This is a genomic window from Pauljensenia sp. C0170B5 (assembly GCF_056590195.1).
In genome coordinates this window covers 1-14,395 of sequence record NZ_JBWPVR010000009.1, presented here as the reverse complement: position 1 = coordinate 14,395, position 14,395 = coordinate 1, and the positions used below count along the sequence as shown (strand labels likewise).

14 protein-coding genes and 1 other RNA gene are annotated in these 14,395 nt (G+C 57.2%); 14 read left to right on the top strand and 1 reads right to left on the bottom strand.

The window, feature by feature from the left end:
• The first annotated feature begins 112 nt into the window (after positions 1-112).
• From AC1EJZ_RS09305 to AC1EJZ_RS09275, 7 genes are read left to right on the top strand one after another with little or no spacing between them, the layout of a single operon-like run.
• Entirely contained in the window at positions 113-1,324 is a 1,212-nt protein-coding gene (locus tag AC1EJZ_RS09305) for a TadA family conjugal transfer-associated ATPase (protein ID WP_058236146.1), read from the top strand.
• Complete coding sequence (locus AC1EJZ_RS09300; protein WP_480294689.1) at positions 1,321-2,181, top strand: type II secretion system F family protein; 861 nt, start codon at positions 1,321-1,323, stop codon at positions 2,179-2,181. The genes AC1EJZ_RS09305 and AC1EJZ_RS09300 overlap by 4 nt, the downstream gene beginning before the upstream one ends.
• Positions 2,178-3,080, top strand: coding sequence for a type II secretion system F family protein (locus tag AC1EJZ_RS09295; protein WP_070725559.1), 903 nt, complete (start codon positions 2,178-2,180; stop codon positions 3,078-3,080). The genes AC1EJZ_RS09300 and AC1EJZ_RS09295 overlap by 4 nt, the downstream gene beginning before the upstream one ends.
• Before the next feature lie 55 nt (positions 3,081-3,135).
• Positions 3,136-3,345 carry a hypothetical protein gene (locus AC1EJZ_RS09290; RefSeq protein ID WP_480294687.1) on the top strand — a complete coding sequence of 70 codons (210 nt, stop codon included), beginning with the start codon at positions 3,136-3,138 and terminating at the stop codon, positions 3,343-3,345.
• Positions 3,346-3,352: 7 nt separating this feature from the next.
• Entirely contained in the window at positions 3,353-3,781 is a 429-nt protein-coding gene (locus AC1EJZ_RS09285) for a TadE family protein (RefSeq protein WP_058236143.1), read from the top strand.
• On the top strand, positions 3,778-4,206 hold the full coding sequence (locus AC1EJZ_RS09280) for a hypothetical protein (protein WP_058236142.1): 429 nt from the start codon (positions 3,778-3,780) through the stop codon (positions 4,204-4,206). The genes AC1EJZ_RS09285 and AC1EJZ_RS09280 overlap by 4 nt, the downstream gene beginning before the upstream one ends.
• Complete coding sequence (locus AC1EJZ_RS09275; RefSeq protein WP_141757258.1) at positions 4,199-4,666, top strand: hypothetical protein; 468 nt, start codon at positions 4,199-4,201, stop codon at positions 4,664-4,666. The genes AC1EJZ_RS09280 and AC1EJZ_RS09275 overlap by 8 nt, the downstream gene beginning before the upstream one ends.
• A gap of 64 nt (positions 4,667-4,730) precedes the next feature.
• On the opposite strand, the gene gdhA is transcribed toward AC1EJZ_RS09275, so the two are convergent.
• The gene (gene gdhA / locus AC1EJZ_RS09270; RefSeq protein ID WP_058236140.1) at positions 4,731-6,092 is read right to left on the bottom strand and encodes an NADP-specific glutamate dehydrogenase; all 1,362 of its coding nucleotides are present in this window, start codon (positions 6,090-6,092) and stop codon (positions 4,731-4,733) included.
• 378 nt (positions 6,093-6,470) lie between these two features.
• On the opposite strand from gdhA, the gene prfB reads away from it, so the two are divergent.
• From prfB to AC1EJZ_RS09235, 7 genes are all read left to right on the top strand, one after another.
• Positions 6,471-7,595 (top strand): peptide chain release factor 2, encoded by a 1,125-nt coding sequence (gene prfB, locus AC1EJZ_RS09265; protein WP_070725556.1) that lies wholly within the window; start codon positions 6,471-6,473, stop codon positions 7,593-7,595.
• 115 nt (positions 7,596-7,710) lie between these two features.
• Positions 7,711-8,400: a cell division ATP-binding protein FtsE gene (gene ftsE / locus AC1EJZ_RS09260; RefSeq protein ID WP_058236236.1), complete on the top strand. Its 690-nt coding sequence runs from the start codon at positions 7,711-7,713 to the stop codon at positions 8,398-8,400.
• Positions 8,401-8,407: 7 nt separating this feature from the next.
• Complete coding sequence (ftsX, locus tag AC1EJZ_RS09255; protein WP_058236138.1) at positions 8,408-9,322, top strand: permease-like cell division protein FtsX; 915 nt, start codon at positions 8,408-8,410, stop codon at positions 9,320-9,322.
• A 12-nt stretch (positions 9,323-9,334) separates the two neighbouring features.
• A complete protein-coding gene (locus AC1EJZ_RS09250; RefSeq protein WP_070725551.1) occupies positions 9,335-10,699 on the top strand; it encodes a M23 family metallopeptidase in 1,365 nt (454 codons plus the stop codon).
• A 63-nt stretch (positions 10,700-10,762) separates the two neighbouring features.
• Positions 10,763-11,290, top strand: a complete 528-nt coding sequence (gene smpB / locus AC1EJZ_RS09245) for an SsrA-binding protein SmpB (protein WP_058236136.1) — start codon at positions 10,763-10,765, stop codon at positions 11,288-11,290.
• Between the two features lie 125 nt (positions 11,291-11,415).
• Positions 11,416-11,792: a transfer-messenger RNA gene (gene ssrA / locus AC1EJZ_RS09240) on the top strand.
• Between the two features lie 567 nt (positions 11,793-12,359).
• Positions 12,360-14,395, top strand: a 2,036-nt coding sequence (locus AC1EJZ_RS09235; protein WP_480294686.1) for a hypothetical protein, incomplete at its 3' end; no start/stop codon positions are given.

The window sequence follows — 14,395 nt, the reverse complement described above, 5'->3', positions numbered from 1 at the left end:
CCCGAAGTTATCCACAGTTCAGTAGAAAGGGTTCCCATCAGGATGCTACTTTGCTACGTTCGGTGACAGTAATCACAAGGACAGCCCACTGCAACGCGAAAGGAACGGCACGATGGCGAGCACGCCCGATACAGCCACACAGCTGCGCAGCGCACTCGCATCCCGCGGCATCGACCCTTTCGCGCACACCCAACGCGCCCGGCAGCTGGCCGAGGAAACCGTCACGCAGATGCTCGGGCCGCTCACCCCCGACGAAATCCACGAGCACACAGAAAACCTGCTGGCCGAGGTTATCGGCTTTGGCCCCCTCCAGCGGTATCTGGACGATCCAGAGGTTGAAGAAGTGTGGATCAACGACCCCTCGCGCATCTTCATCGCGCGAAACGGCCAACCCGAGCTGACCACATTGATCCTGTCCGACCAGCAGGTGCGAGACCTCGTGGAACGAATGCTGCACCATTCGGGCCGGCGCCTTGACCTGTCAGCACCCTTCGTGGATGCAATGCTGGCCGGCGGGGAACGCCTGCACGTCGTGATCCCTCCCGTGACCGGCCAGCACTGGTCAGTCAACATTCGCAAACACATTCAACGTGCCCGCTCGCTGCGCGACCTCGTCAATGTGGCCATGCTGCCCGAGTATGTTGCTGAATTCCTTTCCGCCGCCGTGGACAGTGGCTTATCCATCGTCGTGTCGGGCGCCACCCAGGCAGGAAAGACAACACTCCTGCGCGCACTATGCGGAGAAATCCCGGGCGCGCGCCGCGTCATCAGTTGTGAAGAAGTTTTCGAACTCGCATTGCCGGCTCGCGACTGCATTGCGATGCAGACACGCCCCAGCTCGATGGAAGGCACAGGCGAAATCACGCTGCGTGACCTGGTGCGTGAATCACTGCGAATGCGCCCCGAAACGCTCATCGTCGGAGAGGTGCGCGGTCCAGAAGCGCTCGACCTGCTGCTCGCACTCAACGCGGGTGTTCCAGGAATGGCGACCGTGCATGCCAACTCGGCCCGCGAAGCACTGTCGAAACTGTCCATGCTCCCCTTGCTCGCCGGCGAAAACGTCACCCCTCAGTTCGTTGTCCCCACGCTTGCGCACAGCGTTGACATCGTGTGCCACGTTGAACGCAACCACGACGGCACACGCGTTGTGTCCGAGGTGCTCGCCGTGCCCGGACGAGTCGAGGAGATGCGCATCGAATCAGCAGATCTGTGGTGCTATGACGGTGCCACGTGGGTGCGAGGCCGAGGCGCACTTGACGCGCATGAACGCTTCGCTCTGGCCCACCATGATCTGAGTGCCCTGCTGACGGGTGGGCCGTCATGAGCGCCACATTGATCGGAATCGTCCTGGGGATCGGTGTGAACTGCATCCTCCTGGCCTTCGTCGGCACACCTCAATTGCCGAGGTGGTCACCGAACTGGTGGCAGGCGTGGAACGACATCCTGATCAGGTCCGGAATTTCCTCCCTGACCCGCAGCACGCACGTCCTGGTCACGCTGGCGATCATGAGTGGTGTCTTCCTGGGCGTGCTGGCCTACACACGCACATGGACCGTGGCCATCGTGGTCGCACTGATGATCGCACCCGTTCCCACCATGGTGATCGTGGGTCGCGCTGCGCGCGTGACCAGGCAGACTCGAGCGGCGTGGCCCGATGTGGTGGATCAACTGGTGGCAGGTATCCGATCGGGTGCTTCCCTGCCCGAACTGCTCATCGACTGCGGTGAGCGCGGACCGCGAATCTTGCGTCCCTATTTCCTCACGTTCAGTACGGAGTACCGCGCTGACGGCAGATTCGACCATGCGCTGACGGGACTGAAAAACCGGCTCGCCGATCCGGTGGCAGACCGCATTATCGAAGCGTTACGCCTGGCACGCGATGTCGGCGGATCAGACCTGGCGGTCCTGCTGCGAGACCTGGGAGTCATGCTGCGTGAAGATGCACGCATCCGCGGAGAACTCGAAGCGCGCCAGTCATGGACAGTTAACGCAGCCAGGCTGGGAGTGGCAGCCCCGTGGATCGTGCTGGTGTTGATCTCCGCACAGGCCCAGGCCGCCAGCGCGTTTTCCACTCCACAAGGCGTGGTGATCCTCAGTGTGGGGGCACTGGTCTCGGTCGTCGCGTACTTCGTGATGAAGCAGATCGGCAAACTGGAAACGGAACGGCGGACCCTGCGATGAATGGGATGACGTGGGCGGCTGTCGCGATAGGGATGACTCTGGGTATTGGAATATGGCAGCTGGCGATTGCCATCCGTGCCCGCAACAATCTGCTCGCCGTGCGCGTGTGGAGCCAGCGCTCGGACACCACGTGGCCTTCCGATATGCCGGGCAGTCGGGTACGTTCACTGGCGGCGCAGTGGCTCGCACGCGTAATGGACGCAATTGGCTCCACATCCACCAGCGTTGTTCGCCGCCTGGAACTGCTCGGCTCGGGCAGGGAGCTCGCCACTTTTCGCCTGCACCAGTTCATTGCGGCAACCTGCTTGATGCTCCTGGCCGCAGTTGCGATCATCCCGCTGATTCACCGCACCCCCGCAGGAATCATGTCACTCATATGTGCTCTGGCGGTGGGTGCATTGACGGGGGCCGCACTGTGGGACCAGCTCCTGAGTGTGCAGGCCAGGCGTCGACAGCGTCAACTGGACAGTAGTGTCCCTGACGCCTCTGAGCTGCTCGCACTGGCAATCGGTGCCGGTGAATCGGTGCCGGCAGCCTTGTCGCGTGTGGCGGGAATCTCCCAGTCGCACTTGGCCCGCGAACTGAACCACACGGTCACTCAGATACGGATGGGCCGTGCCACCACGCGGGCACTGACCGACCTTGCCGCCCGCAATGATTCACCCAACTTGTCACGACTGTGTCAGACCCTTGTTACCGCCATCGAACGCGGAGCGCCACTGGCTCAGACCCTGCACGACCAGGCGCGCGACATTCGCGAAGTAACTCGGCAACGACTCATGGAACAAGGTGGCAGGAAAGAGATCGCCATGCTGTTCCCGATCGTCTTCCTGATCCTGCCCATCACTGTCCTGTTCGCACTGTACCCCGGGCTGCTTGCCCTCCAGATCGGACCGTGACATGCATATCCCAATACCACACCACCACCGCACCGACAGAAAAGAGAGAAACCCGATGCACACCTTCTTCCTATGGATCGCAACACTGACAGACAGGTTCATCCACCTGCCGACACAGCCTGACGAGGGAGACCGCGGCGACGTACTCGGATGGGTCCTCATCACGCTCATGACCGTCGCCCTCGTCATCGGAATATGGGCGATCGCCGGTCCGCAACTGCAAAACATGCTGGAACAGGCATTGTCTTCCGTCAACTTCGGGTAAGGCCACCATGACAACGCAGGAGCGGACGCATTGGAGCGAAGAAGGCTCAGAGGTGGTTGCACACGCCATGATGCAGGCACTGGTCGTCATCGTCTTCCTGATCCTCCTGCAAACCGCGTTCGCCCTGCACACCCGTAACCTGGCGATCTCTGCCGCCAGTGAGGGAGCACGCCGAGGAGCCCTGGTCGGCGCGGTCGACGCAGATGCCATCCAGCGAACCGGCGACCTGCTCGATGATTCTTTGGGGCAGGGACGCCCCCGTGACATTTCGACATCCCACCACCAGTGGCAGGGGCAGGACGCCCTCGTCGTGACAGTACGTACAACGATGCCTGTGTTCCTCACGTGGGGCCCACCCAACTGGCTCACCGTGCACGGACGCTCACTGGTGGAAGACGGTGAGCCGACCGCCCAGGCAGAAGGAACCGAACCGTGAGGGACACCAGGGCCGCGCGAGACATACGTGAAGACGGGAACGCCATCGTCGAATTCATCATGATGATGGTCGTGCTGGTCATCCCCGCGCTGTACATCGTTGTCACCCTTGCATCAGTGCAGGCGGCGGCGTTCGCAAGTGAATCATCCTCCCGTGAAGCCGCACGGCTTCTGTCGGCGGATCCGCAGCGCACTGAATTTGCATCACAGCAGGCGCACATCATCTTCGCAGATTTTGGGCTGCCCGCTCCAGAATCAGTCACGACGCGCTGCGACCCGTCATGTTCCACCAGCGGCGCCCTTCTGACGGTCACGGTCTCCACAACTGTTCCGCTGCCCTTGATCCCATCGTGGATCGGCGCTCGCGGAGTTTTCCCCGTCTCCTCGACGACGCAGGCAGTCATCGAGGGGGTGCGCATTGAATAGGAACCGATACCGGAGTGCTGCGCATCAGCCGCACAGTGAGGACGGCCGGATCACTGTTTTGCTCATCGGGCTGGTCACAGTGGCGTTGCTGGCCGTAGCAGTCGGCGTGGTTGTCACGTCCGTTCACCTTCAACAACGTGCGCTCCTGAGCTGCGCTGATCGAATCTCTGCAGCAGGCGCAGCAGTACTGTCTGCGGAGAACTACTACGGCGAAGGTGGCGCCGAACTCGCAGCGCCATCTGAAAGCGGGGCGAGGCAGGAAGCCTTCAGAACCCTGGAGCGCCTGTTAACGACCACGTGCGCAGTGGGGCAGGGCGTAGACATAACGGATCTGACGGTCGGAGAAAACGTCATTCAGGTCACTGTGCGCACTCAGGCCACATTGCCGTTGCTGCCGCCCGTTCTGCAAGGCGTTGCCGCGCCCACCATGACGCAGTCCTCATCGGCGCGCACCGTCTGAACATTCAGGCGCCGCAGCAGTGGTATCCGCTGCGGCGCCTGTCAGATTACTCGTGATGAGTCAATCAGATGACACCCATCGCCAGCATGGCGTCAGCCACCTTCAGGTAGCCAGCCAGGTTCGCGCCAGTCTGGTAATCAGCTTCCGCGCCGTACTCATTGGCAGCACTCAAGCAGTTGTCATGAATGGTCGCCATGATCTCGTGGAGACGGTTGTCGGCATGCTCAAAGGTCCATGGATGACGAGCAGCGTTCTGCTCCATCTCCAGAGCTGAGGTCGCCACGCCACCAGCGTTCGATGCCTTTCCAGGAGCAAACAGGACACGGTTATCGTGGAACAGGTCGGTCGCCTCCGGAGTGGTCGGCATGTTCGCACCCTCAGCAACAAGATGCACACCGTTGTCAATGAGCTGGCGTGCGTTCGCCTCGTCCAGTTCATTTTGCGTCGCGCACGGAAGTGCCACATCACAGGCAACCTCCCACGGCTTTGCACCTTCAACGAACTTTGCGGAAGGACGCCGATCGGCGTACTCCTTGATGCGGCCGCGCTCGACCTCTTTGATCTGTTGGAGCAGTTCGAAGTCGATGCCGTCCTCGTCCAGCACGTAACCGGACGAATCGGAAGCGGTTACCACGTGAGCGCCGAGCTGTTGTGCCTTCTGGATGGCGTACAGTGCGACGTTTCCGGAACCGGACACAGTCACGCACTTGGAGTCGAGGGATTCGCCCTGCGCCTTGAGCATCTCGTCGGTGAAGTACACCAGGCCGTAACCCGTTGCCTCGGTGCGCACCTCGGAGCCTCCCCAGGTGATGCCCTTGCCGGTCAGCACACCCGCGTCGTAACGGTTCGTGATGCGCTTGTACTGTCCGAACAGGTAGCCGATTTCGCGCCCGCCCACACCGATGTCGCCCGCGGGGACGTCGGTGTTTTCACCGATGTGGCGGTACAGCTCAGTCATGAAGGACTGGCAGAAACGCATGATCTCGCCGTCTGACTTGCCCTTGGGGTCGAAGTCGGAACCGCCCTTGCCGCCGCCGATTCCCAGGCCGGTCAGGGAGTTCTTGAAGATCTGTTCGAAGCCGAGGAACTTGATGATCGACAGGTTGACGGAGGGGTGGAAACGCAGGCCACCCTTGTAGGGGCCAAGCGCCGAGTTGAACTCAACGCGGTAGCCGCGATTGACGCGCACGTTGTTGTCATCATCTACCCACGGAACGCGGAACATGATCTGGCGTTCAGGTTCGCACAGGCGCGTGATGATGGAGTAACGGTCATCGTCAGGACGGCTGCCTTCGAGGCGTCCCAGTGACAGGAACACTTCGTAGACGGCTTGCAGGAACTCCGGTTCTGACGGGTTGCGCTCCTGGAGCGCGTGGAACTGTGACTGCAGGGAATCGCTTAAGCGAGAAAGATCTAAATCGGTCATGGAAAAATTGTGGCAGACGCGGAAGACTTTGCCGACTACCTTTCCATTATTTGGTTATTTTTACTTCAAGGTATTCCCATATCGGTGCCGAGGGTCCACAATAAGGACGTCTTTTACCCCTGAGGTGCCGTGCGTGTGGGTAGGGGTTTTCTTATGCGATGAACGAGGGAGTCGCGCGCCAACATGCGGTTTTCCAGTCGCCATTGAAAAATCGAGCGGCCTCCTGCCACGCGCCGCAAAGTAAAGAAGTGGTCAAATAAACGTTGGTGTGACATGAAACGTTGAGGCATCGCACGGTCGGCCGCTTATCGGCGGTGGGTCAGATGTATAACAGCAGGGGAGTCCTGATCGCTGCCCTCGATCGTTTACAGTGGGAGGGTGACCATCGAGTTTTCTGAAGAAATACCAGCACTGCGCACCACTATGGAGAATATTCTGGCTGTCTCCCAGCCGGATAAGCTGCGATCCACGATTGCTGACTTGTCCAGGCAGGCGGCCGCACCTGACCTGTGGGATGACGTGGAACATGCGCAGGAAGTGACCACTGCACTGTCGCATGCGCAAAATGAACTCGAACGCCTCACCACCATGGAAGAGCGTATTGACGACCTCGAAGCGATGGTGGAGCTGGCAGGTGAAGATTCCGATGAGTCGGGCGATCTGCTGGATGAAGCGGAAAATGATCTGCAGGCAATCCGTGATGACCTGTCATCGTTGGAAATCCGCACATTGCTGGATGGTGAATACGACGAGCGCAACGCCGTGGTCACCATTCGTTCAGGTGCCGGCGGTGTGGATGCCGCCGACTTTGCCGAAATCCTCATGCGGATGTACCTGCGCTGGGCGGAGCGCCACGGCTATCCCACTAAAGTGATGGATACCTCGTACGCGGAAGAAGCCGGAATTAAGTCCGCTACCTTCGAGGTGCAGGCACCCTACGCGTATGGCACCTTGTCAGTGGAGGCCGGTACGCACCGTCTCGTGCGCATCAGCCCGTTCGACAATCAGGGCCGACGCCAGACATCTTTTGCCGCCGTCGAGGTGATCCCGCTGATTGAGTCAACGGACCACATTGATATTCCTGAGTCGGATCTGAAAGTTGACGTCTTCCGCTCGTCGGGGCCTGGTGGCCAGTCCGTGAACACGACGGATTCGGCTGTCCGTATGACCCACTTGCCGACCGGCATTGTTGTGTCGATGCAGGATGAGAAGTCTCAGATCCAGAACCGCGCGGCAGCCCTGCGTGTGTTGCAGTCACGTCTGCTGGTGTTGCGTCACGAGGAAGAGCAGGCCAAGAAGAAGGAACTGGCTGGCGACGTGAAAGCCTCGTGGGGTGACCAGATGCGCTCCTATGTCCTGCAGCCCTATCAGATGGTCAAGGATCTGCGCACCGAGTTCGAATCAGGGAACCCGCAGGACGTGTTCGACGGCGGTATTGACGATTTCATTAACGCAGGGATTCGCTGGCGCAAGAACCAGCAGAACGAAGCTGAATCGGCCTGATGTGAGGTGGTGACGCGCGCAGAATGCGCGCGTCCGCGTGTCGCACGCCGGCCATGAGGGCGAATGCCCATAGTCTGACAATGATCTGTTGTCTGATGAAAACGGCGTTCTGTTCATGATTCGATTTGACCACGTCACCATGGTGTACAAGCCGGGTGCGCGCCCCGCCCTCGACGATGTGTCCCTTGAGGTTGAGCGCGAAGAATTTGTCTTCCTGGTGGGCAAATCAGGTTCCGGCAAATCGACGTTCCTGCAGCTGGTGATGCGAGAAAATATCGCCACTTCGGGGCATGTGTGGGTTTTGGGGCACGATGTTGGTGAACTGACACGCTGGGCCGTGCCGAAACTGCGCCGCCAGATTGGAACGGTCTTCCAGGACTTCCGGCTGCTCGAATCAAAGACCGTGTATGAGAACGTCGCCCTGGCCATGCAGGTCATCGGAAAACCCAAGCACGCGATCCAGACGGCTGTACCGGACGTGCTGGAACTGGTGGGACTGTCGGGTAAGGAAAAACGCCTGCCTCACGAACTGTCCGGCGGTGAGGAACAGCGCGTGGCGATCGCGCGCGCAATGGTGAATCGGCCGTCCCTGTTGCTGGCTGACGAGCCGACCGGCAACCTTGACCCGGATACGTCGCTGGGCATCATGCGCCTGCTTGACCGCATTAACCGCAACGGCACCACTGTTGTGATGGCCACGCACGACGCCGACATCGTCAACCAGATGCGTAAACGCGTCATCGAGCTTCAGGACGGCACAGTGGTGCGCGATCAGTCCCGTGGTGTCTACGGAGCAGCAAGGTGATCGAGGGATGAAACTACGCTTTATCTTTTCCGAGGTCGGCAAAGGCCTGACCCGTAATCGCGCGATGTCGGTGGCCGTCATCATCGTCACCTTCGTGTCACTGCTGTTCGTCGGCGTGGCCGGCCTGGCGCAGATGCAGGTCAACCGCATGAAGTCCGACTGGTACGACAAGATCGAAGTGTCGATCTACATGTGCGCACAGGGCGATGAGATCCCCTCGTGTAACGCCGAGGAAGCCACCGGCGACCAGATTGACGCGGTGCGTACCAAGCTGACGTCCGGTGAGCTGGCCCCACTGATCAAGGACGTGTACGAAGAATCGAAGGAAGAAGCGTTCGAGAACTTCCAGAAAATCATGGGGGAGAACCCGATTACGCAGTGGACCACGGTGGACATGATGCCGATTTCGTTCCGCGTGCGCCTGGTTGACCCTCAGCAGTATTCGATCATCAAGGAAGAATTCTCCGGCACTCCCGGCGTGGCGCAGGTCAAGGATCAGCGCGAAATTGTGGAGCCGCTCTTCTCCGTGATCGACAAAGCCAAGCTGATGTCACTGGGGCTGGCCGGCGTCATGATTGTGGCGGCAATCTTGCTGATCACAACGACGATCCGCCTGTCCGCGATGAGCAGGGAACGTGAGACGTCGATTATGCGACTTGTCGGTGCGTCCTCGCTGTTCATTCAGGCTCCCTTCATGATCGAGGGTGCTCTGGCCGCTCTGACTGGCGCGCTGCTCGCTGTTGGGTCGCTCTTCCTGGGTGTGAAGTTCGTGATCGGCGGGTGGATCGCTCCGGCGTTCAAGTGGACAAGCTTTGTCGGCATGCGCGAAGTGTGGATTATGACTCCGGTGCTGGTTGTGGCAGCGCTGCTGCTGGCGGTAGTCGCGTCGGCGTTCTCGCTGGCAAAGTATACGAAGGTTTAAAGCGAGGGTGCGATGAGTCAGGTTCGTCAGGTTCGAGGGCGCCGCCGCCGTGCCGCCCTCGCTGTGGGAACAACGGTTGCGTTTATCAGTGCTCTAGGCATCGCCGGCCGCGCTGATGGCGACGCGTTGGCAGCCCCAGCGCAGGCCGCGCCATCACCTGCAGTGCTGATGCCCGCAGCTGACGGTGATGATGATCGCGACTCGGTGGCTCGCAAGCAGGCGGACTCGGCTCAGCATATTGATGAGCTGACCAGTCAGCTTGAGGGAATTGATTCGTCACTGGCGCAGGTGTATGTGGATCTGGAACGTCTCAACGGTCAGATCCCGGGGGCTGAAGCTCAGTTGAAGTCAGCGCAGCAGGCGTTCGAGGCGGCTGACCGCCAGCACCAGTTGGCGCTTGACCAGCTCGACAGTGCTGAAGCTGAGCAGAGCCGTATCGCTCGGGAAATTGATGAAGCTGAAAAGCAGCAAGACGAAGCCAACCAGGCGATCGGTGCCCTCGCCCGTGAAATGTATCGCGGCGACATGTCCAGCCCAGAACTGCTGGCTCTGACCTCGCAGGGGACGGGAGAAATCGGGGATCGTGCAGCTGCAGCTGACACGTTGATGCGTTCGCACACCCGTGCGCTCAATGAGGCTCTGGCGTTGAAGGCTCGCCAGGAAAACCAGGCGCAGCGTCAGGAAGCTGTCACGGAGCGGATCGCAAACCTTGAACAGACAGCACGCCAGGCATCCGAGCAGGCGCGCACCTCCAAGGAAGAAGCCGATAAACATCTGAGCGAATTGACGGCGATGAAGTCGGATCGCGATCAGAAGAAGAAAGAATGGGAGAGCCAGAAGAAGACGGCTCAGAGCCAGTTGACCAAGTGGCAGGAAGAATTTGACGCGATGAGTGCCAAACTTGCTGAGATCGATGCCGCTAACCGCGCCGCAGCAGCTCAGCAGGCAGCCACGTCAGGCAACTTCGCGCCTGCTGGATCCATGTTCACCTCTCCGCTGCATATTCCGCTGCAGATCACTTCTCCCTTTGGGTGGCGTCACCACCCGATTCTGGGTGTGGACAGGTATCACAACGGAACTGACTTTGCTGCTCCGTGTGGTTCTCCCCAGTATCCGATTGCTCCGGGGACGGTGGTGGCTGCTCAGCAGGAGACGGCCGGCGGCAACGTGCTGTACATCAACCACGGCATGATTAACGGTCATTCGTGGGTTTCTGCGCACGTGCACCTGTCGAGTTTCGCTGTGCCGGTGGGTGCTCACGTGGACCGTTCGACCGTTGTGGGATATACCGGTGCGACGGGGTATGCGACCGGATGTCACCTGCACCTGTCGTTGATGCAGGACGGTGTGGACGTTGATCCGACCGATTTCCTGTAGAATGGGTGGCTGCTGATTGAGCGGTGCTGGAGGGTACCCTCGTCAATCCTGGGAGGAGGGGACATGCCGAAGGACTGGAAGAAACCGAAACTGAGCGAGGCGCAGAAGCGCAAGGAAGATTCTGACGCGAAGAAGATGATTGCACGCAACAAGAAGGCGCTGCATGACTATTCGATAGATGAGTCGTTTGAGGCCGGTCTTGTCCTGTCCGGGACCGAGGTCAAGGCGCTGCGGATGGGACGCGCGTCGTTGGTTGATGCGTGGGTGGAAGCGCGCGATGGGGAAGCGTGGCTCTATCAGGCGAATATTCCCATGTATTCGCAGGGTTCCTGGAACAATCACACGCCGACCCGTAAGCGCAAGCTCCTGCTGCATCGTGATGAGATTGCACGTCTGGAACAGCGCAGCCAGGCCAAAGGTATGACGATTGTGCCGTTGGAACTGTATTTTGTGCGCGGGCGCGTCAAGGTTGAGATTGCGCTTGCCCAGGGCAAGCAGGAGTGGGACAAGCGTCAGGCGTTGCGCGAGGCTCAGGATAAGCGTGAAGCTGAGCGTGCGATGCGGCGCTACGTGAAGCAGGCTCGTCACTGACGAGGGTGGCCGGCCTTGCTGGTTTCAACTGGCTATTGAAAGTGTACCGACTGCTCGCTATACTGAAACGTCCGGCGCTGGTGAAGCTGCGAAAGCGGCGCGGCGACGGGTTTGTGAATTACATAGGGGATGATCGGTTTCGACGGTGGTCGTCAATCGAGGGGAAGCGGGTCGAGGACGCATGCTCATCTCGTCAACGATGCGTGCAAACCAATAGGTGCCGAACAGAATCGCACCGACTACGTTCTCGCCGCCTGATATTGCGGCTTGAGAGCCTTTAGTCCGTCAGCCCGGGTGATGCTCCCAGCCCGGATCCTGGCGTCGTTTAGGGAGCCACTGGATGGGCGCCTTGTCAGTGGGCGGTCGTCAACACTTAGCTGACTAAGCTTGCCTCATCTGGTTTGTCAGTAGAGGCGGGTCGAAAATCTTTTGGCAAACTGCACCCGGAGAAGACCTCGGGGGCGGCTGTCGGACGGGGGTTCGATTCCCCCCATCTCCACTATTAGGACGTTCATTTTGGTACAAAGTGAACGTCCTATTTTTATACCATAAGACGTGACGTTTCGCCTTGTCAGGGCAGCTTTATTGGTTTAGGAAGTCTTCCTAGCTAGGTATTTGACTTATCGTTGGCTCGGCACAGTTTGTCAGATTTCTAGAGGCCGGAAGGCTCCAAGAAGCAAGCTACAAAAAATATGTCTATCCGCCGAAAGTGTGCGAGTCGCTAAAACTTTGCGGTTTTACAGGCTAGACTCTATAACCTAGAGTGGTCATAGAGTAACTGCCTGAAGCCAGATCTTCTAAATTAAGCAATAAAAGTTGTCATGTTTTTTGCAGACATTCATTCCAAATCACTGTTGATGGATGATTTGATTACCAAAAAATCACGTATGCATAAGAATTTCAATAGCTAAAATGTATTTAATGAACGTCTAGCTAATGTGTTTTATCTGTTTAGCTATATTCCTGTAGCTGTCACCACCTACCTGAGCTCAACGTGCTGGTTTTCTGGATGACGTAGTGGTACTTTGAGGGGAATAGATTTAACTAGCACACTGGACAGGAAGGTCTAATGCGCAACTTCAAGGACAAGCCCGGTTTTCTTGAAACGTTTGCCGGCAGAGCGCTGCTTAAACCAGCTCATCTTCTTACAGAACTACTGATCCTAACCTTGGTCTGCGCTTTGGGCTTCACGCTATCGAGCCCGTCTATGGCTCATGCCGAGGATCTACAGAGTAGCTCCCGGGATGACGCGCAAAGCGTCAGTCCGACGCCGGTAAGCACTCCAGAAGTTGTAACTGATACCCAGTCTGGCGATGGTCTAGAGATCGGACCGGAGACTGTCGATCAACCCGTGCGTCAATCAACTTTACCGGCACCGACCATTCGCAAGGTCTTTTACGACGCCACAACTATTTCCGGCGCTAATGTACAACGAAAAAGAGTTGGTGGAAAGGTTAAAAGGTCGACTGTATATGTGACCCTAAAAGGTAAGGATGGCAACGAAAAAGCCACTGTTTCTGTTACCCCTAGAAGTGGAACTGCTTGGAAGGTAAATCTACCTAACGGCGTTAAAGTTGCACCAGGTGATACCGTCACTGCCTATCAAACTTTGGATGGCGCTACATCTGGTGTGGTGACCGCAAATGCTGAGCCATCCATGGCATTCTCGAATAAAGACAAGATCAAAATGCCGGTAGGAGAAATCTGGATTGAACACCCGGACGCTAACCTTGTAAATAATGATGAGCAAGCAGAAGCTATTGAAATGCTGAAGAAAGCTAATCCGGACATTGCGAACGACTTTAACCTTGACAAAATTAAATTCTCTATCGATTATACGGACCATGCCTACTATGAAGTGACCTATACAGATGGATCAACCTCCGGAAAAATTGAAGCTCCGGACGTAATAATCAAACAGGTAACGGAAACATCTGTGGCTCCGATAATAGGAAAAGTCCAGGTGACAGACGGACAGATTATCGTTACATTTGCTAAAGAAGTTGCCCAAGGAACAAAATTTAGTTTTGTCAAACAATTTACCGATGGAGAGGACAAAAATTTTTCCCAAAATGGAAGCTGTATAGTGGACAAATCTAACTCACAAGAGATGTCTCAAGCAGTAACCGTTGACGGCAAAAAAGTTACTTTCCCAATCACGGATAAGGTTAACGATTTAAAACTCGGAACAGAGTTCGGTATCGTTGTCAAAGAGCCACATAAATTCCGTTCTTGCGCGAAGTCTGAGCCGGTAATAACAACCCCCGACAAAGTCGCCGTGAGAGATCCTCACAAATTAACGGATGCCGATAAACAAGCCATCGATAAAGCTATTCGAGATGCCAATACGGTAAAAGGCGTATCTAAACTTCCCGATGGAACTGGATTTGTAACCGATCCTGCGTTTATCGAGTTTGATAAAGACGGAAACGTTACAATAATCAGCCCTAATAATGTGGAAACTGACTGGGATAATGACGGCAATCCGATATATGCAAAAAATCCTGATGGAACCTATAAGGTAAATGATGGATCCAAAGTCACTAAAATCCCTGCCAAAGATCTGGTAAAAAATATCGCTCCGAAATCTCCTGCGATTGCGGTAGATACGGATAAGGGTGAGGTAACTATTACCCCGCCAGCCTATGAAAATCCGGGTGATGATACCGACTTGGCATCCTACACCGTCACCTATAAGGATGCTTCAGGAGCGGAAAAAACCGTCACTGCAACTCGAACCGTAGACGAAACTTCCGGTAAGACCACGTGGACATCAGATGGTGCAACGGTTGATGCGAACACTGGTGTGATTACTCTGAAAGTTGAAGACATCGAAGTTGGTGGAACTGTCACGGCAAAAGCAAAAGATAATGGCGGACTAATTCCCACTGAAGAACAGCCGCTTGAATCAGAACCGGCCAGCGAGACACTCGAAACTGCCACTGTTAGCTATGATCGTAACGGCGGAGTCGGCGATATGGATGGCAAGACTTTAAACAAGGGCAGTAAGTACACGGTGTTGCCTAATGGTTTTACTGCTCCGGATGACTCCCAGGAATTTAAGGCTTGGGAAGTTGATGGTCAGGAAGTGGCGCCGGGCACCGA